This is a genomic window from Streptomyces caeni (genome assembly GCF_042678285.1).
GTDB lineage: Bacteria > Actinomycetota > Actinomycetes > Streptomycetales > Streptomycetaceae > Streptomyces > Streptomyces caeni.
Genome location: NZ_JBHUDX010000064.1, coordinates 88,230 through 109,620, shown reverse-complemented (window position 1 = coordinate 109,620; position 21,391 = coordinate 88,230). Strand labels below are relative to the sequence as shown.

Below are 21,391 nucleotides of genomic sequence, written 5' to 3'. Positions count from 1 at the left end.
GCCATGGCTCAATCCTTTCATGGAATCGAGCCTCCACCTGACACGGGGCGGTTCAGTACCGCCGGGGTCAGAGCGAGGCGGCCGGTCACGACCAAGGACTTCCTGCGCCTCTCCAATTGCCAGCCATCGGTCGCACGACCCCATCGCAGCCCCCTGTCCGCCGTCCACGCGCAACGACACCGCCGCACGCCCATCCGACCTTCACGCCACCGTCAACGGCCCGCGCACCCCAGCGGCAACGAGATCCGTCCCACCCAGCACGCCCGCTCACCTGACGGACCGCCAGCTCCGATCCAGCGCGGATCCAGCAGCGGATACAGCGACGGGGGCGACCCTGGATGGGGCCGACCCCGCCTGACCTGCACATTTGCCACATCGGCCACGTCGATGCTATGGGGTCCGCTAAACGTTGAAGCGGAACTCCACCACATCCCCGTCCTGCATCACGTAGTCCTTGCCCTCCATCCGCGCCTTGCCCTTGGCGCGGGCCTCGGCGACCGAGCCCGTGGCGACCAGGTCCTCGAAGGAGATGACCTCCGCCTTGATGAAGCCCTTCTGGAAGTCGGTGTGGATGACACCGGCGGCCTCGGGGGCGGTGGCGCCCTTCTTGATCGTCCAGGCGCGGGCCTCCTTCGGGCCCGCCGTGAGGTACGTCTGCAGGCCCAGGGTGTCGAAGCCGACGCGGGCCAGGGTCGCCAGGCCCGGCTCGTCCTGGCCGACCGACTGCAGGAGTTCGAGTGCCTCGTCCTCGTCCAGCTCGGCGAGGTCCGCCTCCAGCTTGGCGTTGAGGAAGATCGCCTCGGCGGGGGCCACCAGGGCGCGCTGCTCGTCCTTGAAGGCGTCGTCCGTCAGCTCGTCCTCGTCGACGTTGAAGACGTAGAGGAAGGGCTTGGTGGTCAGCAGGTGCAGGTCGTGGAGGGGCTCCGCGCGCTCGGTGCCCTGGACGATGCCGTGTGCGAACAGGGTGTCGCCCTTGTCCAGGATCTCCTTCGCCTCCTCGACGGCCTTCACCTTCGGGGCGACGTCCTTCTTGATCCGCGACTCCTTCTGGAGGCGTGGCAGCACCTTCTCGATCGTCTGTACGTCCGCGAGGATCAGCTCGGTGTTGATCGTCTCGATGTCCTCCTTGGGCGAGACCCTGCCGTCCACGTGCACGACGTTCTCGTCCTTGAAGGCGCGGATGACCTGGCAGATCGCGTCGGACTCACGAATGTGCGCGAGGAACTTGTTGCCCAGGCCCTCACCCTCGCTCGCGCCGCGCACGATGCCCGCGATGTCGACGAAGTCGACCGTCGCCGGGAGGATCCGCTGCGAGCCGAAGATTTCGGCCAGCTTGGTGAGACGGGCGTCGGGGACGCCGACCACGCCGACGTTCGGCTCGATCGTGGCGAACGGGTAGTTGGCCGCCAGCACGTCGTTCTTGGTCAGGGCGTTGAACAGGGTCGACTTGCCGACATTGGGCAGACCGACGATTCCGATCGTGAGCGACACGTTGCGACTTCCCGTACGTGAGAGAGGAGGACTGGACTGGGCTGGGTGGGCCCGGGTCCGTCAGGAGTGTGTGCGGGCCGATCCCCCAGTCTACGGCGTGTGCGGACTCTCCCCGGCGAGGTATCGAACGCTTGGCCAAGCTCGCGAACAACGGCGTGTCTGAGAGGTCATTCCGCACATAAACCGACCTAAGTTGGTCCAGTGGAGCAACACAGGACGCGACTTCCGCACCACGGACAGCGACGCGGTGCGCCTCTTCCCCCGCAGGGCCGCAGGGACGCGGCTGCGACGGGACGGTCCGGTGCTGCCGCCCGGCCCGGCGCCCCGGAACGGCAGCTGAGAGCCGGGAACACCGGCCCCCGGCGGCGTCCGCCGGCCCAGCGAGCACCCTCCTCGCCGACCGCTCCCACGGCACGGCGCCTGCCCAACCCCCGGCTCACCGGCCTCGGCGGCGGACTGTTCGGCATCGCCACGATGGCGGTTCTCGGATCCCTCGACCGGCTGCTGTTCGAGGGATCGCTCACCGTCTACGGGGTGCTGTTCCTGCCCGTGTGCGCACTGACCGCGCTGTGGGTGCGGCGCGGGGACCTGGTGGCCCCGCCCGTGGTGGTGCCGATCGCCTTCGCCGCCGGTCTGCTGACCGTGACCGACGGCGACAGCGGGCTCGCCGGACATCTGGTGGGGCTGTTCACCGCGCTCGCCACCCAGGCGGGCTGGCTGTACGGCGGCACCCTCATCGCGGGCGCCATCGCCACCGTGCGCAGGGTGCGGATGATGCGCCGCCGGGCGGCACAGCGCCGCGGCGCGGCCTGAGCGGCGTACCCACCGGTCGGCCACAGTGGCGGTGGCCCTGGCCGCTACCCTGCCTGCGCCGCCCTCATCGCGGCCCCGACGATCCCCGCGTTGTTCTGCAGCCGGGCCGGGACGATCTCCGCCTCGACGCCCTCGATCAGCGGCAGGAACTTGTGCGACTTGCGGCTGACTCCCCCGCCGATGATGAACAGCTCCGGGGAGAACAGCATCTCCACATGGGCGAGGTACTTCTGCACTCGGCGGGCCCAGTGCCCCCAGGTCAGGTTCTGGTCCTCCTTGGCCTTGGAGGAGGCGCGCTTCTCCGCGTCGTGGCCGTTGAGCCGCAGATGGCCCAGCTCCGTGTTCGGGACCAGGACGCCGTCGCTGAACAGGGCGCTGCCGATGCCCGTGCCGAAGGTGAGCAGGATGACCGTGCCCCGGCGGTCGCGGCCCGCCCCGAACTGCATCTCGGCCACACCGGCCGCGTCCGCGTCGTTCACCACGGTCACCGGGAGGCCGCCCAGGCGCTCGCCGAACAGGGCGCGCGCGTCCGTGTCGATCCAGCCGCTGTCGACGTTCGCCGCGGTGCGGATCGTGGAGCCGCCGGTGACCACGCCGGGGAACGTGATGCCGACCGGCCCCGTCCAGCCGAAGTGGCCGACGACCTCCTTCACTCCGTCGGCCACGCGGTCGGGCGTCGCCGGATGCGGGGTGAGCACCTTGAAGCGCTCGTCCGCCAGGGTGCCAAGGCCGAGGTCCACAGGAGCGCCCTTGATTCCGGACCCGCCGATGTCCACACCGAAGATCTGCATGCACACCACGGTACGGCGTGGGCCCCGGGGCCATGTTCCGGACGTGGCGTCACCTCCCGGACGGGACGTCACCTCCCGGACGGGACGTCACTTCCCGTCGGTGCGCTCCGCCGCGAGTGCCGCCGCCTCGGCGCGCAGGTCGCGGCGGAGTTCCTTGGGGAGCGAGAAGGTGATGGACTCCTCGGCCGCCTTGACGATCTCGACGCCCTCGAAGCCGTGCCCCGCGAGCCACTCCAGGACCTGCTCGACCAGGACCTCTGGAACGGAGGCGCCGGAGGTCACGCCGACCGTCGACACGTCCTCCAGCCACGCCTCGTCGATCTCGTCGGCGAAGTCCACGAGGTATGCCTCGCGCGCGCCGGCGAGCTTGGCGACCTCGACCAGCCGCTTGGAGTTGGAGGAGTTCCGCGAGCCGACCACGATCACCAGGTCCGCCTCGGCGCCCATCCGCTTCACGGCGAGCTGGCGGTTCTGCGTGGCGTAGCAGATGTCGTCGCTGGGCGGGGAGAGCAGCTGCGGGAACCGCTCCTTGAGCGCGTCGACCGTCTCCATGGTCTCGTCGACCGAGAGGGTGGTCTGGGACAGCCAGACGACCTTCGACGGGTCGCGCACCTCGACACCCGGGACGTCCTCGGGGCCGTCGACGAGCTGGATGTGGTCCGGGGCCTCGCCGGACGTCCCGATGACCTCCTCATGGCCCTCGTGGCCGATCAGGAGGATGTCGAAGTCCTCCTTGGCGAACCGGACGGCCTCCTTGTGGACCTTGGTGACCAGCGGGCAGGTCGCGTCGATGGTGGCCAGCCGGCCCCGCTCGGCCTCGTCGTGGACCACGGGCGCGACACCGTGCGCGGAGAACATGACGATGTTCCCCGGCGGCACCTCTTCCGTCCGCTCGACGAAGATCGCACCCTTCTTCTCCAGGGTCTGCACGACGTACTTGTTGTGGACGATCTCGTGGCGGACGTAGATCGGGGCCCCGTACTGCTCCAGGGCCTTCTCGACGGCGATCACGGCACGGTCGACGCCCGCGCAGTAGCCCCTGGGGGCGGCGAGCAGGACACGGCGGCCAGACGAAGCGGTCATGTGCACCATCGTAAGGCCGTGCCCGGCGGCTCCGAGATCGGCTTCTCGGCCGTCGGCGGGCCCGGCGCGGTCCGCCGGTGTCCGGTGGCGTGCCGGCCTGGACGGCTTTGTCGGCACCGGCCGTTACGCTCGGGCGCATGGCTGTGAACACGTCCGTGGAGAACCCGCTGCCCGTCGGCGAGGTGTCGCGGCTCATCGGGGGGTGGATCGACCGGCTCGGGGCCGTGTGGGTCGAGGGGCAGATCACGCAGCTGTCGCGGCGGCCCGGCGCCGGCGTCGTCTTCCTGACGCTGCGCGATCCGTCGTACGACATCTCCGTCGGCGTCACCTGCTACCGGCAGGTGTTCGACGCCGTCGCCGGCGTCGTGAGCGAGGGCGCCCGCGTGGTGGTGCACGCCAAGCCGGAGTGGTACGCGCCCAGAGGGCAGCTGTCCCTGCGGGCTGCCGAGATACGGCCCGTGGGGGTCGGTGAACTGCTCGCACGGCTGGAGCAGTTGAAGAAGTCCCTGGCCGCGGAGGGGCTGTTCGCGCCCGAGCGCAAGAAGCCGCTGCCGTTCCTGCCGCAGCTCGTCGGGCTCGTCTGCGGCCGGGCCTCGGCGGCCGAGCGGGACGTGCTGGAGAACGCACGGCACCGCTGGCCCGCCGTCCGCTTCGAGGTGCGCAACGTCGCGGTGCAGGGCGTGCACGCCGTGCCCCAGGTCGTCCAGGCCGTGAAGGAGCTGGACGCGCTGGAGGACGTCGACGTGATCATCGTGGCGCGGGGCGGAGGCAGCGTGGAGGACCTGCTGCCGTTCTCGGACGAGCAGCTCGTACGGGCGGTGGCGGGCTGTCGTACGCCGGTGGTGTCGGCCATCGGCCACGAGCCGGACCATCCGCTGCTCGACTACGTCGCCGACCTGCGGGCCTCCACCCCGACGGACGCCGCCAAGAAGGTGGTGCCGGACGTCGGTGAGGAGCTGCAGCGCGTACGGGCGCTGCGGGACCGGGCGCGGCGGTGCGTGCTGGCCCTCGTCGAGCGCGAGGAGCGGGGACTCGCGCACGCGCTGGCGCGGCCCTCGATAGAGGACCCGCACCGCATGATCGACGAGCGGGCCGGCCAGGTCGACTCGCTGGTGGACCGCGCCCGGCGCACGCTGGGGCATCTGCTCGACCGCGCCGAGTCGGAGCTCACGCACACACGCGCGCGCGTGGTGGCCCTGTCCCCGGCGGCCACGCTGCAGCGGGGGTACGCGGTGCTGCAGAAGGCCGACGGGCATGTCGTCCGCGCGCCGGACGAGGTGTCGGCGGACGAGACGCTGCGGGCACGGGTCGCGGAGGGCGAGTTCACGGTACGGGTCGACATCTAGGGTGGGCGCATGACCAGCAAGACGGACGAGGCACTCGGGTACGAGCAGGCGCGGGACGAGTTGATCGAGGTCGTACGGCGCCTGGAGGCCGGAGGCACGACGCTCGAGGAGTCCCTGGCGCTGTGGGAGCGGGGTGAGGAGCTGGCCCGGGTGTGCCGCACATGGCTGGAGGGCGCGCGCAGACGGCTCGACGCCGCGCTGGCCGGGGAGGAAGAGGGCGGGGAGGGCGCGGAGCCCTCGTAGTGACCCCGGTCACCCCGGCAGTGGCCCCGGTCACTCCGGCAGTGACCCGGGTCACTCCGTCTTCAGGGCCTCCACGAACGCCGTCAGCCGCGCGAACGAGGCCGTTCCGGTCACCACCGTCGTGGAGCCCTTGTCCTTGAACACGAGCGCGTCGTAGCGGCCGCCGGTGTAGCGCTGCCACGTCCGGCCGCCGATGCTCTGGGTGACCTTCGTCGCCTCGGCGCCCTGGCTGGCCTCGTCGATGAATTCGGACGCCTTCTGAGTGGACTGCTCGATCGCCACGTACTGACCCTCGGGGTCCTGGAAGCCGAGGTGCCAGGCGTCGAAGTGGTCGCCCCGGAAGCGCACCGAGGTGGCCTTCCAGGTATCGGGCAGCCCCTCGGGTGCCGCCACCGGGTAGCCCGCGGCACGGCGCGCCGTGAGCAGCTCGACGCGGTAGTCGACCCTCTTGAGGTCGGGAGCGTGGTCGTCATGCGGGATGAAGAGGTAGATGACGCCCGCCATCAGCCCGATCAGGCCCAGGGAGAGGATCATGTCCCGGACCGTCTTCTGCTTGCCTTTCGTACCTGCCACGCCCCTATCGTCGCAGGTGCAGGGATCTGCTCATCCGTGGGGCCCGCTGCTCATTTTGTCTGTCCGGCGATAGAGTCAGGGGTTATCACCCTCGTCCGGCCGTCGTCGTATCAGAAAGGTGCGCTCCGATGACCGAGAATCACCATCTACCGTCCGAGCTCGAAGTTCCCTCCGAGGCCCCCGACCGCAACCTCGCCCTCGAGCTGGTCCGGGTCACCGAGGCCGCCGCGATGGCGGCGGGCCGCTGGGTCGGCCGCGGGGACAAGAACGGCGCGGACGGCGCGGCAGTACGCGCCATGCGGACCCTCGTCTCGACCGTGTCGATGAACGGCGTCGTCGTCATCGGGGAAGGGGAGAAGGACGAAGCCCCCATGCTCTTCAACGGGGAGCGGATCGGCGACGGCACCGGCCCGGAGTGCGACATCGCCGTGGACCCGATCGACGGCACCACGCTCACCGCGAAGGGCATGCCGAACGCGATCGCGGTGCTGGCCGCCGCCGACCGCGGCACGATGTTCGACCCGTCCGCCGTCTTCTACATGGACAAGCTGGTCACCGGCCCCGAGGCGGCCGACTTCGTCGACATCGACGCGCCCGTCTCCGTGAACATCCGCCGCGTCGCGAAGGCCAAGAACTCCACGCCCGAGGACGTCACCGTCGTCATCCTCGACCGGCCCCGCCACGACGGCCTGATCAGGGAGGTCCGGGAGACCGGTGCGCGCATCAAGCTGATCTCGGACGGCGACGTCGCCGGCTCGATCCTCGCGCTGCGCGAGGGCACGGGCATCGACCTGCTGCTCGGCATCGGAGGCACGCCCGAAGGCATCATCTCCGCCTGCGCCGTGAAGTGCCTGGGCGGCACGATCCAGGGCAAGCTGTGGCCGAAGGACGACGAGGAGCGGCAGCGGGCCATCGACGCGGGCCACGACCTCGACCGGGTCCTGATGACGGACGACCTGGTCTCCGGTGAGAACGTCTTCTTCGTCGCCACCGGCATCACCGACGGCGAGCTGCTGCGCGGGGTGCGCTACCGCTCCGAGACCGCCACCACCGACTCGATCGTCATGCGCTCGAAGTCCGGCACGGTCCGGCGGATCGACTCCGTGCACCGGCTGAGCAAGCTGCGTGCGTACAGCACGATCGATTTCGAACGCGCGAAGTAAACGGAGCTACGGGGTCGTCGGGGATCCGAGGGGCGCGCGCCGACGGCGGGCACCCTTCGGGTCCGCCTCACGCCTCGTTCCGGTGAGGGGCGTCCTCGGTGCGGAGAGGGCGTCCCTTCCCGTATGCCTCGCTCAGCCCGCCGCCGCTATCGTCCCCCGCGCGGCCTTCTTGAGTTCCACGTCGCGGCGGCGGCGCCGGGCCAGCACCACGCGGCGCTCGGCGGCGGTGAGGCCGCCCCACACGCCGTACGGCTCCGGTTGCAAGAGCGCGTGATCTCGGCACTCGACCATCACCGGGCAGCGCGCACAGACCCGCTTGGCCGCCTCCTCACGGGACAACCGGGCCGCGGTGGGCTCCTTGGAGGGGGCGAAGAACAGGCCGGCCTCGTCGCGCCGGCACACCGCCTCCGTGTGCCACGGGGCGTCCTGATCCCTGTCGCGCACCGGCACCCGCTGGTGCGGAACGTCAGCGACCTGCAGGGACGAATGCAGCGGTTGCAGCACGGTCTACTCCTGACGACGGCTTCGCGAGCGAGCGACGATGCAGCAAGGTCTACCCGCTGTGCGCGTGCCTATGCGCTGGGTCCCGAACCACCGGAATTCCAGGGAACGTTGATGTCAACGGGGTGCGCCCGGCGCACTTCGGGCGCGGCCGGATTCACAAGCGTCAACGGTCCAGATGTTTATGCAAAGCCCTGTCGACCTTGTCCGAGACCCGATCGAGAATGTCCGCGACGAGCTTTCCGCGCTTCGGCCGCGCCTCGACGTTTCCGAGTACGGCCAGTCCGTCCACGTAGACGACGGGCGCGTCCTGTTCGCCCGAGTCCAGCGTGCTCACCTCGAAATTGCCGAGCACGCCGCCTCCGGTTCCGCGCAGCGTGACGTTCTCGGGGACGCGGATCTCCACATTGCCGAAGACCGAGATCGCCTTGATCACGACCTGCTGGTACTCGAACATGGCCTCGCTGAGGTCGATTTCGACGGAACCGAAGATCGCGTAGGCGTGCAGCCGACGGCCGGGGCGCCAGCGGCCCCTGCGTATGGCGCTGCTGAAGACCGCCACCACGTTCTCGTCGGGCTCGGCCGGTATCGCCTCCCGGGTGGGGCGAGGGGGCGCCGACGCGTATGCCGTGGTGCGGCCAGGGTGGGCCGCGGGCAGGTCCCGGACGAACCGCTCCAGGTCGCCGACGGTCTTGGCGCTCAGCACACCCTCGACGCGCTCGGCGTGCTCCTCCGCGGTCAGGCGGCCCTCGGCCAGGGCGTCGCGCAGGATGTCGGCGACGCGGTCGCGGTCGGCATCGGAGCAGCGCAGCTCGGCCGGGGCCACCGGCTGCCGGTCCGTCGGGGCGGGGCTCTTGTGAAGGTCCACGGCAGCAGCGTACCGAAACGCGATAGATCGCGACTACCCCTCGACCCGGCCTGTGGACAACCGGGGGACGGCCCGGGGGACGGCCACGGGACGAACGGGAGACGACCGGGAGACAACCGGGCGTGAACTGAGCCCTACCTCACAGGCGGGCCGTCCACGCCAGGTTCTACGCTGGTGAGCGCTGCCAACGGAGGCCAGCCGCTGTCTGTCGAGTGAGGAATGGGCGAGATGCCTGAGTTCGCGTACACCGATCTGCTCCCCACGGGAGAGGACACCACCCCCTACCGGCTGGTGACCTCCGAGGGTGTCTCCACCTTCGAGGCCGACGGGCGGACGCTCCTCAAGGTCGAGCCGGAGGCGCTGCGCAAGCTCGCCGAAGAGGCGATCCACGACATCCAGCACTACCTGCGTCCCGCGCACCTCGCCCAGCTGCGGCGCATCGTCGACGACCCGGAGGCGTCGGCCAACGACAAGTTCGTCGCCCTGGACCTGCTGAAGAACGCGAACATCGCGGCGGCGGGTGTGCTGCCCATGTGCCAGGACACCGGCACGGCGATCGTCATGGGCAAGCGCGGCCAGAACGTCCTCACCGAAGGTGAGGACGAGAAGGCGCTCTCCCGCGGCATCTACGACGCGTACACGAAGCTGAACCTGCGGTACTCGCAGATGGCTCCGCTCACCATGTGGGAGGAGAAGAACACCGGCTCCAACCTGCCGGCACAGATCGAGCTGTACGCGACGGACGGCGGCGCCTACAAGTTCCTGTTCATGGCGAAGGGCGGCGGAAGCGCCAACAAGTCCTTCCTCTACCAGGAGACCAAGGCCGTCCTGAACGAGTCCTCCATGATGAAGTTCCTGGAGGAGAAGATCCGTTCGCTGGGCACGGCCGCCTGCCCGCCGTACCACCTGGCGATCGTCGTCGGCGGCACGAGCGCCGAGTACGCGCTGAAGACCGCGAAGTACGCCTCCGCGCACTACCTGGACGAGTTGCCGGCCGAGGGCTCCGAACTGGGGCACGGCTTCCGGGACAAGGAGCTGGAGGAGAAGGTCTTCGAGCTGACGCAGAAGATCGGCATCGGGGCGCAGTTCGGCGGCAAGTACTTCTGCCACGACGTGCGGGTGGTGCGGCTGCCGCGGCACGGGGCGTCCTGCCCGGTGGCGATCGCGGTGTCGTGTTCCGCGGACCGGCAGGCGGTCGCCAAGATCACGGCCGAGGGCGTGTTCCTGGAGCAACTGGAGACGGACCCGGCGCGGTTCCTGCCGGAGACGACGGACGAGCACCTGGAGCAGGACGGGAACGTCGTCCGCATCGACCTGAACCAGCCGATGGACGAGATCCTCGCCGAGCTGACCAAGTACCCGGTCAAGACGCGGCTGTCGCTGTCCGGCCCGCTGGTGGTGGCGCGCGACATCGCGCACGCCAAGATCAAGGAGCGGCTGGACCGCGGCGAGGAGATGCCGCAGTACCTGAAGGACCACCCGGTCTACTACGCGGGCCCGGCCAAGACCCCCGAGGGGTACGCGTCCGGCTCGTTCGGCCCGACGACGGCCGGCCGCATGGACTCCTACGTCGAGCAGTTCCAGGCGGCGGGCGGCTCCAAGGTGATGCTGGCGAAGGGCAACCGCAGCAAGCAGGTCACGGACGCGTGCGCGGCCCACGGCGGCTTCTACCTCGGCTCCATCGGCGGCCCGGCCGCGCGCCTCGCCCAGGACTGCATCAAGAAGGTCGAGGTCGTGGAGTACGAGGAACTCGGCATGGAGGCGGTCTGGAAGATCGAGGTCGAGGACTTCCCGGCGTTCATCGTGGTGGACGACAAGGGCAACGACTTCTTCCAGGCACCGTCGGAGCCGCCCACCTTCACATCGATCCCGGTGCGCGGGCCCGGGCTGGCGTAGCACCGTCCGCGCGGCGGGTGCCGTCTCGCCACCCCGGCGGCTGCGACGTGGCCGTCGGGGTCGCCCGCTTCTTCGCCGGTGTCGTGCTTCCGCGACCCGGGCAAAGGGCGCTCCGGCACGGGGGAGAAGCGAGCGAGCGCGCCGCGCGTCCTCCTTCGACGGCACCCGTCGCCCTGCCTCGATGTGCGCGATGTGCGTGCGCGTCGCGATCGCCTCGTCGACGAGCCGCTGCCGCGTCGTCCCCGCAGCCTCGCGCCGCTGCCGAAGCCGGTCGCCGTACGTCGTGCCCGTCCGCGTCCCTCTGCGATCACTCGCGCACACAGCTCAAGCGAGACCTCGCCACCCGCATGGCCCAACCCCGGAACAACTCCACCACGCCCGATCGCTGTACCAGCCATGAGCGACTACCGCATCGAGCACGACTCCATGGGTGAAGTCCAGGTGCCGCTGCACGCCAAGTGGCGGGCGCAGACGCAGCGGGCCGTGGAGAACTTCCCCGTCTCCGGGCAGCGGATCGAGCGGGCCCACATCGAGGCGCTCGCGCGGATCAAGGGAGCCGCCGCCAAGGTCAACGGGGAACTCGGCGTGCTGTCCGAGGACGTCGCCGAGGCCGTCCAGGAGGCTGCCGCGGAGGTCGCCGAGGGGCGGTGGGACGAGCACTTCCCCGTCGACGTCTTCCAGACCGGGTCCGGGACCTCGTCCAACATGAACGCCAACGAGGTCATCGCCACCCTCGCGAGCGAGCGGCTCGGCAGGGACGTGCATCCCAACGACCATGTGAACGCCTCGCAGTCGTCCAACGACGTCTTCCCGTCCTCCCTGCACATCGCCGCGACCGCCGCCGTCACCCGGGATCTCGTCCCCGCCCTGGAGCATCTCGCCGCCTCGCTCGAACGCAAGGCGGACGCATTCGCCGACGTGGTGAAGGCCGGACGGACCCATCTCATGGACGCCACGCCCGTGACGCTCGGTCAGGAGTTCGGCGGGTACGCCGCCCAGGTGCGCTATGGCGTCGAGCGCCTGAACGCCTCGCTGCCGCGGCTCGCCGAGCTGCCGCTGGGCGGTACCGCGGTCGGGACCGGGATCAACACCCCGCCCGGGTTCTCCGCCGCCGTCATCGCGGAGGTCGCCCGGGCCACGGGGCTGCCCTTCACCGAGGCCCGCGACCACTTCGAGGCGCAGGGCGCCCGGGACGCGGTCGTCGAGATCAGCGGGCAGCTCAGGACCATCGCCGTGGGACTGACCAAGATCGCGAACGATCTGCGGTGGATGGCTTCCGGGCCGCGGGCGGGGCTCGCCGAGATCAGCCTCCCGGATCTGCAGCCGGGGTCCTCGATCATGCCCGGCAAGGTCAATCCCGTCATCCCGGAGGCGGTCCTGATGGTCGCCGCGCAGGTCGTCGGGAACGACACGGCCATCGCCACCGCCGGCGCCTCGGGCACCTTCGAGCTGAACGTCATGCTGCCGGTGATGGCCAGGAACGTCCTCGAATCCGTCCGGTTGCTCGCCAACGTCGCACGGCTGCTGGCCGACCGCACCGTCGACGGCATCGTCGCCCACCGGGAACGCGCCCGCGAGTACGCCGAGTCGTCCCCCTCCGTCGTCACCCCGCTCACCGCGTACATCGGGTACGAGGAGGCCGCCGAGGTCGCCAAGAAGGCGCTCGCCGAACGCAAGACGATCCGTCAGGTCGTCCTGGAATCGGGGTACGTGGACCGCGGAGACCTCACTCCGGAGCAGTTGGACGAGGCGCTCGACGTCCTGCGGATGACGCATCCGTGACGACTCCCGTCGCATCCCGTCACACGGCCCGCTCGTGACGCGAACCATGGCGGACGCCACGGCGTCGTATGCCTGTGGCACCTAATATCTGTGCATGGCGGACGACGGGACGGTGAGACGAGTGGAAGCGGGTGGGAAAGACAACGGACCGACGGTGTACTGGACCCCGGGGGAACGGATCCTCTGGCGGTACCGGGAGAACGCGGGTGAGCGCTTCCACATCGCCCGGCCGGTCACCGTCGTCCGGGACGACGACGAGATGCTCGCCGTGTGGATGGCACCCGGCACCCGGTGCGTGAAGCCCGTCCTCGCCGACGGCACCCCGCCGCACGCGGAGCCGTTGGAGTCCCGCTACACCAAGCCGCGGACCGTGCGGCTCGACCGCTGGTCCGGCACCGGTGTGCTCAAGCTGGCGCGGCCCGGCGAGCCCTGGTCGGTGTGGCTGTTCTGGGAGCCGGGCTGGCGGTTCAAGAACTGGTACGTCAATCTGGAGGCGCCGCTGGTCCGCTGGAGCGGCGGGGTCGACTCCGAGGACCATTTCCTGGACATCTGCGTCTATCCGAACCGCAGTTGGGGCTGGCGCGACGAGGACGAGTTCGCGCAGGCCCAGCGGGACGGTCTGATGGACGCCCGGCTCGCCCGCCGGGTACGGGAGGCGGGGCGCTCGGCGGTGGAGGTGATCCGCGCCTGGGGACCGCCGTTCTCGGAGGGCTGGCAGCACTGGCGCCCGGATCCGTCCTGGTCTGTGCCGTCGCTGCCGGAGGACTGGGACCGTACCCCCGCGTACGTGACCTCATGAGACCCTTGTTGCGCCCCCGCGGTACAACCGTAGGATCGTCCTCCGCAAGGGCACGCAAGAGCAACTCCCGCAGTGTGTGCTGGGCTTGACCAAACGTCACCGAGGGGCGGCAGGACGTGAGCGAGGGGTACGAGGGCCACACCGGAACGGCTCCGGGCCGCCCGGCCGGTGGACCATGGAGGGCCCGTGACCGCACGGGATTCCCGTTCCCGGGGCACGTATTCCGGGTATCGGCTTTTCTGCGGGACGAACTGCACGCACGGCGCGCAGCCCCGGACGGATGGATTCGACACGCGTGACGGAGCACCCGACCTCCCACGAGCGCCCGCAGCCGGGCGTCGGCCCCGCGGAGCCCCGCGGGGCGCTCCTGCGTACCCCGGAGCCGCTGTCCACCGCGCCGGCCTCGGCGTTACCGGCACAGACCCGGCCCGGCGACGTATCCGCGGCGCCGATGCCCTGCGCCCAGCACGGGCCAGCGGGCACCCCGGGCGGCACGCCCGCCCCGCTGCCCGCGGAGGGTGTCACGGAGCACTCCCAGCCGGCCGCGGAGGAGCCCGACGCGCACCGGCCGCGCCCCGCTCCCGAGAGCATCCCGGCCCAGCCCGGCGCCGACCAGGACCGTGGCGCCGCGCCGCCCGCGGGCGAGGACCGGCGCACCGGCCAGTCGCCGCCGAGCGGGCCCATGCCCATGCGCCGCGACGGGGACCGGCTGCGCTTCGTGGGCGCCGCGACCCGCCGGATCGCCCGGGGCATCGATCTCGACGAGATCGTCATGGGCCTGTGCCGGGCCACCGTGCCGACCTTCTCGGACGCGATCCTGGTCTATCTGCGTGATCCCCTGCCCGTGGGCGACGAGCGGCCCACCGGGCCCCTGGTGCTGCGGCTGCGGCGCACCGACCGGATCCCTCAGGAGCGGGACCTGGAGGACGGGATCCTGCCGGTTCCGGCACCGGAGAACTCGGGTCTGGCCGAGCTGAGCAACGAGCTGTGCCAGGTGCGGCCCGGCGGCCCGCTCGCCGAGGTGCTGCGCGGGGTGCGGCCCGTGTTCGCGGACGCGCCCGCCGCGCGGGCCGCGCTGCCGGAGCTGCTCGGCGACGACCTGGTGATCCCGGCGGGCCAGCGTGCGATCCTCGCTCCGCTGCGTGGCCGCCGCCGGGTCATCGGCGCCGCCCTGTTCCTGCGCCGCCCTGAACGCATGGCGTTCGAGACGGACGATCTGCTGGTCGCCGCCCAGCTCGCCACACACAGCGCGCTCGGCATCGACAAGGCGGTGCTGTACGGCCGCGAGGCGTACATCGCCGACGAGCTGCAGCGGACCATGCTGCCGGAGACCCTGCCGAACCCGACGGGCGTGCGGCTGGCGTCCCGGTATCTGCCGGCCGCCGAGACCGCGCGGGTGGGCGGCGACTGGTACGACGCGATTCCGCTGCCGGGCAGCCGGGTGGCGCTGGTCGTGGGCGACGTCATGGGCCACTCCATGACGTCCGCGGCGATCATGGGGCAGCTACGCACCACGGCGCAGACGCTCGCCGGGCTGGACCTGCCGCCGCAGGAGGTGCTGCACCACCTCGACGAGCAGGCCCAGCGGCTGGGCACCGACCGCATGGCGACCTGCCTGTACGCGGTGTACGACCCGGTCTCGCACCGGATCACCATCGCCAACGCGGGCCATCCGCCACCGGTGCTGCTGCACCTGGGCGGCCGGGCCGAGGTGCTGCGGGTCCCTGCGGGCGCTCCCATCGGGGTGGGCGGCGTGGACTTCGAGGCGGTCGAGCTGGACGCCCCGGCCGGCGCGACGCTGCTGCTGTACACCGACGGTCTGGTGGAGTCGCGGCTGCGGGACGTGTGGACCGGGATAGAGCAGCTGCGGGAGAAGCTCGCCGCGACCGCCCAGCTGACCGGCCCCGATCACCCGCCGCCGCTGGAGGCGCTGTGCGACGAGGTGCTCGACATGCTCGGTCCCGGCGACCGCGACGACGACATCGCGCTGCTGGCGGCCCGCTTCGACGGGATCGCGCCGACCGACGTCGCCTACTGGTTCCTGGAACCGGAGGACTCGGCGCCGAGCCGGGCCCGTCGGCTGGTGCGCCGGGCGCTCGCCCGCTGGGACCTGGACGAGCTGACGGACTCGGTGGAGCTGCTGGTCAGCGAGGTGGTGACGAACGCCGTGCGCTATGCGTCACGGCCGGTCACGCTGCGGCTGCTGCGTACCGATGTGCTGCGCTGCGAGGTCGGCGACGATGTGCCGCAGCTGCCGCGGCTGCGCCAGGCGCGGGCCACGGACGAGGGCGGCCGGGGCCTGTACCTGGTCAACCGGCTGGCGCGCCGCTGGGGTGCGACCCGGCTGAGCACGGGGAAGGTGGTCTGGTTCGAGCTGAACAGGGGCTGAGCGGTCCCGGACGGCGACCCGGTCCGGCCTTCGGCCCTGGACCGGGACCGGAGCTGGACTGGGTCCAAATGTTGCCGACATCCCATGGGCGGAGTTGACTGCTGAGGTGAGCCAAGCGACCTGACGACCTCGTTCGACAGGAGGGACGCTCGTGACTCAGGCACCTCAGTCGGTCCCGTACACCACGACGAACGCCGGCATTCCGGTGGAGAGCGACGAACACTCGCTGACCGTGGGGCCGGACGGCCCGATCCTCCTCCAGGACCACTACCTCATCGAGAAGATGGCCCAGTTCAACCGGGAGCGGGTCCCCGAGCGCGTGGTGCACGCCAAGGGCAGTGGCGCGTACGGAACCTTCGAAGTAACCAACGACGTGAGCCAGTTCACCAAGGCCGCCCTCTTCCAGCCGGGCAGGCGCACCGAGATGCTCGCACGCTTCTCGACGGTCGCGGGCGAACTCGGCTCCCCCGACACCTGGCGCGACCCGCGCGGCTTCGCGCTGAAGTTCTACACGGAGCACGGCAACTACGACCTGGTCGGCAACAACACCCCGGTCTTCTTCGTCCGGGATCCGCAGAAGTTCCAGGACTTCATCCGCTCGCAGAAGCGCCACCCCGTCACCGGACTGCGCGACAACGACATGCAGTGGGACTTCTGGACCCTCTCCCCCGAGTCGGCGCACATGGTGACATGGCTCATGGGCGACCGCGGCGTCCCGAAGACGTACCGCCATATGAACGGCTACTCCTCGCACACGTACATGTGGATCAACGGCGGCGGCGAGAAGTTCTGGGTCAAGTACCACATCAAGACCGACCAGGGCGTCGACTTCCTCACCCAGGCCGACGCGGACCGCCTCGCCGGCGAGGACGCCGACGTGCACCGCCGTGATCTGTACGAGGCGATCGAGCGCGGCGAGCACCCGTCCTGGACGGTCCACGTCCAGGTGATGCCGTTCGATGACGCCCCGGACTACCGGTTCAACCCGTTCGACCTGACCAAGGTGTGGCCGCACGGCGACTACCCGCTGATCGAGGTCGGCCGGATGACCCTCGACAAGAACCCCGAGGACTACTTCGTCCACATCGAGCAGGCCGCGTTCGAGCCGTCCAACATGGTGCCGGGCATCGGCCCGTCCCCGGACAAGATGCTGCTCGGCCGGCTCTTCTCCTACCCGGACACGCACCGCTACCGCATCGGACCGAATTACGCCCAGCTGCCGCCCAACCGGCCGCGCTCGCAGGTCAACTCCTACGCCAAGGACGGCCCGATGCGCTACGAGCCCGCCGACACGGCCCGGCCGTACGCCCCCAACTCCTACGGCGGCCCGGCCGCGGCGGTGGCGCAGTTCGGCGATATCGCGGGCTGGCAGACGGCGGGCGAGATGGTCCGCGAGGCCTACCGGCTGCACTCCGAGGACGACGACTTCGGCCAGCCGGGCACCATGGTCCGCCATGTGCTGGACGACGCGGCCCGCGACCGGCTGGTGTCGAACGTCACCGGTCACCTCAAGGCCGGCGTGACCCGCCCGGTCCTCGACCGTGCGCTGCAGTACTGGCGCAACATCGACAAGGAGATCGGCGACCGCATCGCCCACAACGTCAACGGCGCCTGAGCGGGGCGGCCGCTCGGGCGGCTCCCGTGACGCGTCGAGGGGCACCCGGAAGACCGGGTGCCCCCTCTCCCGCGCGCTCGGGCTCATGTCCCGCTGTTGGGATTCAGCGGGTTGCTGGGCGGCGGGGTGGTGGTGGCCGGCGTCGTCGGCGGGTTCGTGGTCGCAGGCTCCTGGGTGGGCGTCTGCGACTGCGTCGGCGGGGCCGAGGACGTCGGCGGCGCGGACGTGGGCGGCTGGGTGGTCGGCGTCGACGACGGCGTGCCGGTGGGCGACTGGCTGGTCGTCGGCGACGAGCTCGGCTGGACGGCCGCGCCCTGCGTGGTCTCCAGGTCGAACTTGCTGACGGCGTCCATCGCGTCGAAGGTGTACTGGGCCCAGATCTGCGCCGGGTAGCCACCGCCGTTGATGCGGCCGCTGCCCGGGATGAGGCCCGTCGCCCCCTTCAGCGACACCTGTGCGTGGGTCTTGGCATCCTCGCCGAACAGGCCGACGGAGGTGACCAGGCTCGGCGTGTAGCCGGTGAACCAGGCCGACTTGTTGCTGTCGGACGTACCCGTCTTGCCGGCGACCTGCTGGCCGCGGCGGGCCGGGTTGTTTCGCACCGACGTGCGGGCCGTACCGTCGTCGACCACGCCGGTGAGTACCGAGGTGACGGTGTCCGCGGCCTCGCGGGTGATCACCCGGTCCCCGATCGGGTCCGGGAGGGTGACCGTGCGGTCTTTGTGCTCGGCCGACTTGATGATCGCGGGGGTGACCTTCTTGCCGTGGTTGTCGAGGGTGGCGTAGACGCCGGCCATCTCCAGCGGGCTCGCGCCCATGGAGCCGAGTGTCTGCGCGGGCACGGCCGGCAGTCCCTCGGTGTCCATGCCGAGGGAGTTCGCGACCTTCAGGACGTCCTCCATGCCGACGTCGACGCCCATCTGCGCGAAGACCGAGTTGACGGACTGGTTCATCGCCGTCTGGACGGTGATGTCGCCGTAGTTCTGCTCGTCCTCGTTGGGCGGGGCGAAGGGGATCGTGCTGCCCTTGACCGGGCGGCGGCTCGTGCCGTCGTAGATCGTGTTCGCGTCGATCGCCCGGCCGTCCTGGGTCTTGGCGCCCCTGTCCAGTGCGGCGGCGAGGATCAACGGCTTGAAGGTGGAGGCGGGCTGGTAGTCGCGGCGCGTCGCGTTGTTGCGGAAGTGCTTGAAGTAGTCGACGCCGCCGTACATGGCGACCACCCGGCCCGTCTTCGGGTCCACGGACGCCGCACCGGCCTGGACGTCGCCGTCGACGGACCGCTTCTTCGGGTTCAGCTTGCTGGTGAGGCGGTCCTTGACGGCCTGCTCCAGCTGGGCCTGCTTCTTCTTGTCGATGTTCAGTGTGATGGTCCAGCCGCCCTGCTTCACCAGTGCCTCGGCGTCACCGAGGGAGGCGGCGGCGCCCTGGCTGACCAGTTGCTTCTCCAGCGCCGCGTTGGCCGCGTCCACCAGGTAGCCGGTCTGCCCCTCCATGCCGGGCGCCGCCTTGGGCGTCTTCGGCACCGGGAACGTCATGCCCTGACGTTTGCCCGCGTCCAGCCAGTGCTCCCCGACCATGTTGTCCAGGACGTAGTTCCAGCGGTTCTTCGCCAGCCTCTTGCCGGTGTCGGTGGCGATCGCCCAGTCGTACTGGTTCGGCGCCTGGAGCAGCGCGGCCAGGTAGGCGCCCTCCTGGACCGTGAGGTCCTTGGCGTCCTTGCGGTAGTACGCCTGCGCCGCGGCCTGGATGCCATAGGCGCCGCGGCCGTAGTAGCTGGTGTTGATGTAGCCCGCGAGGATGTAGTCCTTCGACTTCTGGCGGTCCAGCTTCAGCGAGATGACCAGTTCCTTCAGCTTGCGCGTGACGGTCTGGTTCTGGTTCAGGTAGTAGTTCTTGACGTACTGCTGGGTGATCGTGGAGCCGCCCTGGGCGCCCTTGCCGGACAGGGTGTTGATCAGACCGCGGGCCGTGCCCTTCAGGTCGACGCCCGCGTCCTTGTAGAAGGTCTTGTTCTCGGCGGCGACGAAGGTGAGCCGGACGTCCTTGGGGATCTCGGCGAGATCCACGTTCTCCCGGTTGATCTCGCCGGTGCGGGCCAGAATGGTGCCGTCGCTGTACTTGTAGACGTTGCTCTGCAGTTTGGCGGCCGCGTTGCCCTCGGGGATGCCGATCATCATGTACAGCACGATGAAGGCGCCCATGCCCAGCAGCACGAAACCGAAGAGCGAGCCCAGGACGGTCTTCCAGGTGAAGAACCTGCGTATGCCGCTCTTCCCGGCCTTGCCGCCCCTGCCTCGTGCGGCGGCCCGGGGGCCCGGCGACGCGCCGGCCGACGCGGATCCGGCCGTCCTGGACGAGCGCTTGGGCGCCGCGCGGCGGCCACCGCGCTGCCGCGCTCGTCTCTCTTCCGCTCGTCCCATGGCTCGATCCAATCCGCTTCGGTCCCGTGGGTCACACGGGTTCGTGGCTCGGGTCAGCTCAGAAAGCTAACACCGCACGGTATGACAAAGGGTTGCCGATCACGCCTTGTCGGACGTGAGATCCAGCACCTGCCCATCGGAACCGACGCCTGAGAGCGGCGGAAGGTTGTCGAGGAGGCCCGGGTTCCTGGCGCGGGACGGCCTTGCGCGGACGCCGGGAACCCCCGCCGGACCGAGCGGCTGCCGTTCTCGGACGGCCGGACCGGGGCCTGTGGCAGAACCGTGACAAAGGCTCCTCACCTGCGAGGAGTCACCCTCCGACGAGCCCTATACGCCACATGTATACGCGAGGTGTATACGCTGTGTGTAGAGTGGGGGAATGTCCATCGGTCACACCCTCCTAGGACTCCTGGAGTCCGGGCCCCGTCACGGTTACGACCTGAAGCGGGCCTTCGACGAGAAATTCGGTCACGACCGGCCGCTGCACTACGGCCAGGTCTACTCGACGATGTCCCGCCTGCTGAAGAACGGGCTCGTCGAAGTCGACGGGATCGAGGCGGGCGACGGGCCCGAGCGCAAGCGGTACGCCATCACCGAGGCCGGGATCACCGACGTGCAGCGGTGGCTCGCGACCCCCGAGAAGCCCGAACCGTATCTGCAGTCGACCCTCTACACCAAGGTCGTCCTCGCGCTTCTCACCCACCGCGACGCGGCCGACATCCTCGACACACAGCGCGCCGAGCACCTGCGCATGATGCGGATCCTCACCGACCGCAAGCGCAAGGGCGACCTGGCCGACCAGCTGATCTGCGACCACGCCCTGTTCCATCTCGAGGCCGACCTGCGCTGGCTGGAGCTGACCGCCGCGCGCCTCGACAGGCTCGCCGAGGTGGTGGCCCCATGACGCATCCTCCCGGTTCCCTGCTCGTCGCCGAGAACCTGTGCAAGGCGTACGGTCCGACCCTCGCCCTCGACGGCGCCGGGTTCTCCATCCACCCGGGCGAGATCGTCGCCGTGATGGGTCCCTCCGGCTCCGGCAAGTCGACCCTGCTGCACTGCCTCGCCGGCATCGTGCCGCCCGACTCGGGGTCGATCCTGTACGACGGCCGCGAGATGGCCGGCATGAGCGACGCCGAGCGCAGCCTGCTGAGGCGGTCCGAGTTCGGGTTCGTGTTCCAGTTCGGCCAGCTCGTGCCCGAGCTGACGTGCGTCGAGAACGTGGCCCTCCCGCTGCGGCTGGGCGGGACGTCCCGCAAGGACGCCGAGCAGACCGCGCGGTCCTGGATGGAGCGGCTGGAGGTCGACGACCTCGCGAAGAAGCGGCCCGGTGAGATATCCGGCGGTCAGGGGCAGCGGGTCGCAGTCGCCCGCGCCCTGGTCACCTCGCCGCGCGTGGTGTTCGCCGACGAACCCACCGGCGCCCTCGACTCGCTCAACGGCGAGCGCGTGATGGAACTGCTCACCGAGGCGGCCCGCACCGCCAGCGCCGCCGTCGTCCTGGTCACGCACGAGGCGCGGGTGGCCGCGTACTCCGACCGCGAGATCGTCGTACGGGACGGGAAGTCCCGGGACATGGAGCGCATCGTATGAGTACGGGACGGGGACACCTCCCCGCCCG

At 70.4% G+C, this 21,391-nt stretch carries 18 protein-coding genes and 1 pseudogene; 11 read left to right on the top strand and 8 right to left on the bottom strand.

Translation table 11 applies throughout. The annotated features are described in order from the left end of the window. Positions 1-402: 402 nt before the first annotated feature. A complete protein-coding gene (ychF, locus tag ACFSL4_RS22975) occupies positions 403-1,491 on the bottom strand; it encodes a redox-regulated ATPase YchF (RefSeq protein ID WP_381086024.1) in 1,089 nt (362 codons plus the stop codon). Positions 1,492-1,911: 420 nt separating this feature from the next. Here ychF and ACFSL4_RS22970 point away from each other — a divergent pair, with 420 nt between their 5' ends. Continuing rightward, positions 1,912-2,304, top strand: coding sequence for a DUF6542 domain-containing protein (locus ACFSL4_RS22970; protein ID WP_381086049.1), 393 nt, complete (start codon positions 1,912-1,914; stop codon positions 2,302-2,304). A 44-nt stretch (positions 2,305-2,348) separates the two neighbouring features. On the opposite strand, the gene ppgK is transcribed toward ACFSL4_RS22970, so the two are convergent. Both ppgK and ACFSL4_RS22960 read right to left on the bottom strand, forming a co-directional pair. After that, a complete protein-coding gene (ppgK, locus tag ACFSL4_RS22965; RefSeq protein WP_381086021.1) occupies positions 2,349-3,095 on the bottom strand; it encodes a polyphosphate--glucose phosphotransferase in 747 nt (248 codons plus the stop codon). Positions 3,096-3,182: 87 nt separating this feature from the next. Continuing rightward, positions 3,183-4,178, bottom strand: coding sequence for a 4-hydroxy-3-methylbut-2-enyl diphosphate reductase (locus tag ACFSL4_RS22960; protein WP_381086018.1), 996 nt, complete (start codon positions 4,176-4,178; stop codon positions 3,183-3,185). 137 nt (positions 4,179-4,315) lie between these two features. Here ACFSL4_RS22960 and xseA point away from each other — a divergent pair, with 137 nt between their 5' ends. After that, positions 4,316-5,524, top strand: a complete 1,209-nt coding sequence (xseA, locus tag ACFSL4_RS22955; RefSeq protein WP_381086015.1) for an exodeoxyribonuclease VII large subunit — start codon at positions 4,316-4,318, stop codon at positions 5,522-5,524. Between the two features lie 9 nt (positions 5,525-5,533). After that, positions 5,534-5,767, top strand: a complete 234-nt coding sequence (locus tag ACFSL4_RS22950; RefSeq protein ID WP_381086012.1) for an exodeoxyribonuclease VII small subunit — start codon at positions 5,534-5,536, stop codon at positions 5,765-5,767. Between the two features lie 51 nt (positions 5,768-5,818). Here ACFSL4_RS22950 and ACFSL4_RS22945 read toward each other — a convergent pair whose 3' ends face one another. Further along, positions 5,819-6,340, bottom strand: coding sequence for a DUF4245 domain-containing protein (locus tag ACFSL4_RS22945; RefSeq protein WP_381086009.1), 522 nt, complete (start codon positions 6,338-6,340; stop codon positions 5,819-5,821). A gap of 128 nt (positions 6,341-6,468) precedes the next feature. Here ACFSL4_RS22945 and glpX point away from each other — a divergent pair, with 128 nt between their 5' ends. After that, positions 6,469-7,503, top strand: coding sequence for a class II fructose-bisphosphatase (gene glpX, locus ACFSL4_RS22940; RefSeq protein ID WP_381086006.1), 1,035 nt, complete (start codon positions 6,469-6,471; stop codon positions 7,501-7,503). 132 nt (positions 7,504-7,635) lie between these two features. On the opposite strand, the gene ACFSL4_RS22935 is transcribed toward glpX, so the two are convergent. Beyond that, a complete protein-coding gene (locus ACFSL4_RS22935; protein WP_381086003.1) occupies positions 7,636-8,007 on the bottom strand; it encodes a WhiB family transcriptional regulator in 372 nt (123 codons plus the stop codon). A gap of 163 nt (positions 8,008-8,170) precedes the next feature. After that, a complete protein-coding gene (locus tag ACFSL4_RS22930) occupies positions 8,171-8,872 on the bottom strand; it encodes a DUF1707 SHOCT-like domain-containing protein (RefSeq protein ID WP_381086000.1) in 702 nt (233 codons plus the stop codon). A 228-nt stretch (positions 8,873-9,100) separates the two neighbouring features. On the opposite strand from ACFSL4_RS22930, the gene ACFSL4_RS22925 reads away from it, so the two are divergent. Next, positions 9,101-10,768 (top strand): fumarate hydratase, encoded by a 1,668-nt coding sequence (locus tag ACFSL4_RS22925; RefSeq protein WP_381085997.1) that lies wholly within the window; start codon positions 9,101-9,103, stop codon positions 10,766-10,768. Between the two features lie 138 nt (positions 10,769-10,906). Here ACFSL4_RS22925 and ACFSL4_RS37635 read toward each other — a convergent pair. After that, positions 10,907-11,089: pseudogene (locus tag ACFSL4_RS37635) on the bottom strand (helix-turn-helix domain-containing protein); the annotation flags it as partial. Positions 11,090-11,164: 75 nt separating this feature from the next. On the opposite strand from ACFSL4_RS37635, the gene ACFSL4_RS22920 reads away from it, so the two are divergent. The 4 genes from ACFSL4_RS22920 to ACFSL4_RS22905 all read left to right on the top strand — a co-directional run bounded on the left by ACFSL4_RS22920 (position 11,165) and on the right by ACFSL4_RS22905 (position 17,353). Then, positions 11,165-12,550, top strand: coding sequence for a class II fumarate hydratase (locus tag ACFSL4_RS22920; RefSeq protein WP_381085994.1), 1,386 nt, complete (start codon positions 11,165-11,167; stop codon positions 12,548-12,550). 94 nt (positions 12,551-12,644) lie between these two features. Continuing rightward, the gene (fomD, locus tag ACFSL4_RS22915) at positions 12,645-13,349 is read left to right on the top strand and encodes a cytidylyl-2-hydroxypropylphosphonate hydrolase (protein ID WP_381085991.1); all 705 of its coding nucleotides are present in this window, start codon (positions 12,645-12,647) and stop codon (positions 13,347-13,349) included. Between the two features lie 280 nt (positions 13,350-13,629). Further along, positions 13,630-15,738: a SpoIIE family protein phosphatase gene (locus ACFSL4_RS22910; protein WP_381085988.1), complete on the top strand. Its 2,109-nt coding sequence runs from the start codon at positions 13,630-13,632 to the stop codon at positions 15,736-15,738. A 151-nt stretch (positions 15,739-15,889) separates the two neighbouring features. Further along, on the top strand, positions 15,890-17,353 hold the full coding sequence (locus ACFSL4_RS22905; RefSeq protein WP_381085985.1) for a catalase: 1,464 nt from the start codon (positions 15,890-15,892) through the stop codon (positions 17,351-17,353). An 83-nt stretch (positions 17,354-17,436) separates the two neighbouring features. Here ACFSL4_RS22905 and ACFSL4_RS22900 read toward each other — a convergent pair whose 3' ends face one another. Next, complete coding sequence (locus ACFSL4_RS22900; protein ID WP_381085982.1) at positions 17,437-19,773, bottom strand: transglycosylase domain-containing protein; 2,337 nt, start codon at positions 19,771-19,773, stop codon at positions 17,437-17,439. Positions 19,774-20,152: 379 nt separating this feature from the next. On the opposite strand from ACFSL4_RS22900, the gene ACFSL4_RS22895 reads away from it, so the two are divergent. Both ACFSL4_RS22895 and ACFSL4_RS22890 read left to right on the top strand, forming a co-directional pair. Next, entirely contained in the window at positions 20,153-20,677 is a 525-nt protein-coding gene (locus ACFSL4_RS22895; protein ID WP_381085979.1) for a PadR family transcriptional regulator, read from the top strand. Beyond that, positions 20,674-21,363 carry an ABC transporter ATP-binding protein gene (locus ACFSL4_RS22890; protein WP_381085976.1) on the top strand — a complete coding sequence of 230 codons (690 nt, stop codon included), beginning with the start codon at positions 20,674-20,676 and terminating at the stop codon, positions 21,361-21,363. Before ACFSL4_RS22895 ends, ACFSL4_RS22890 begins: the two co-directional genes overlap by 4 nt. The last annotated feature ends 28 nt before the right edge of the window (positions 21,364-21,391 follow it).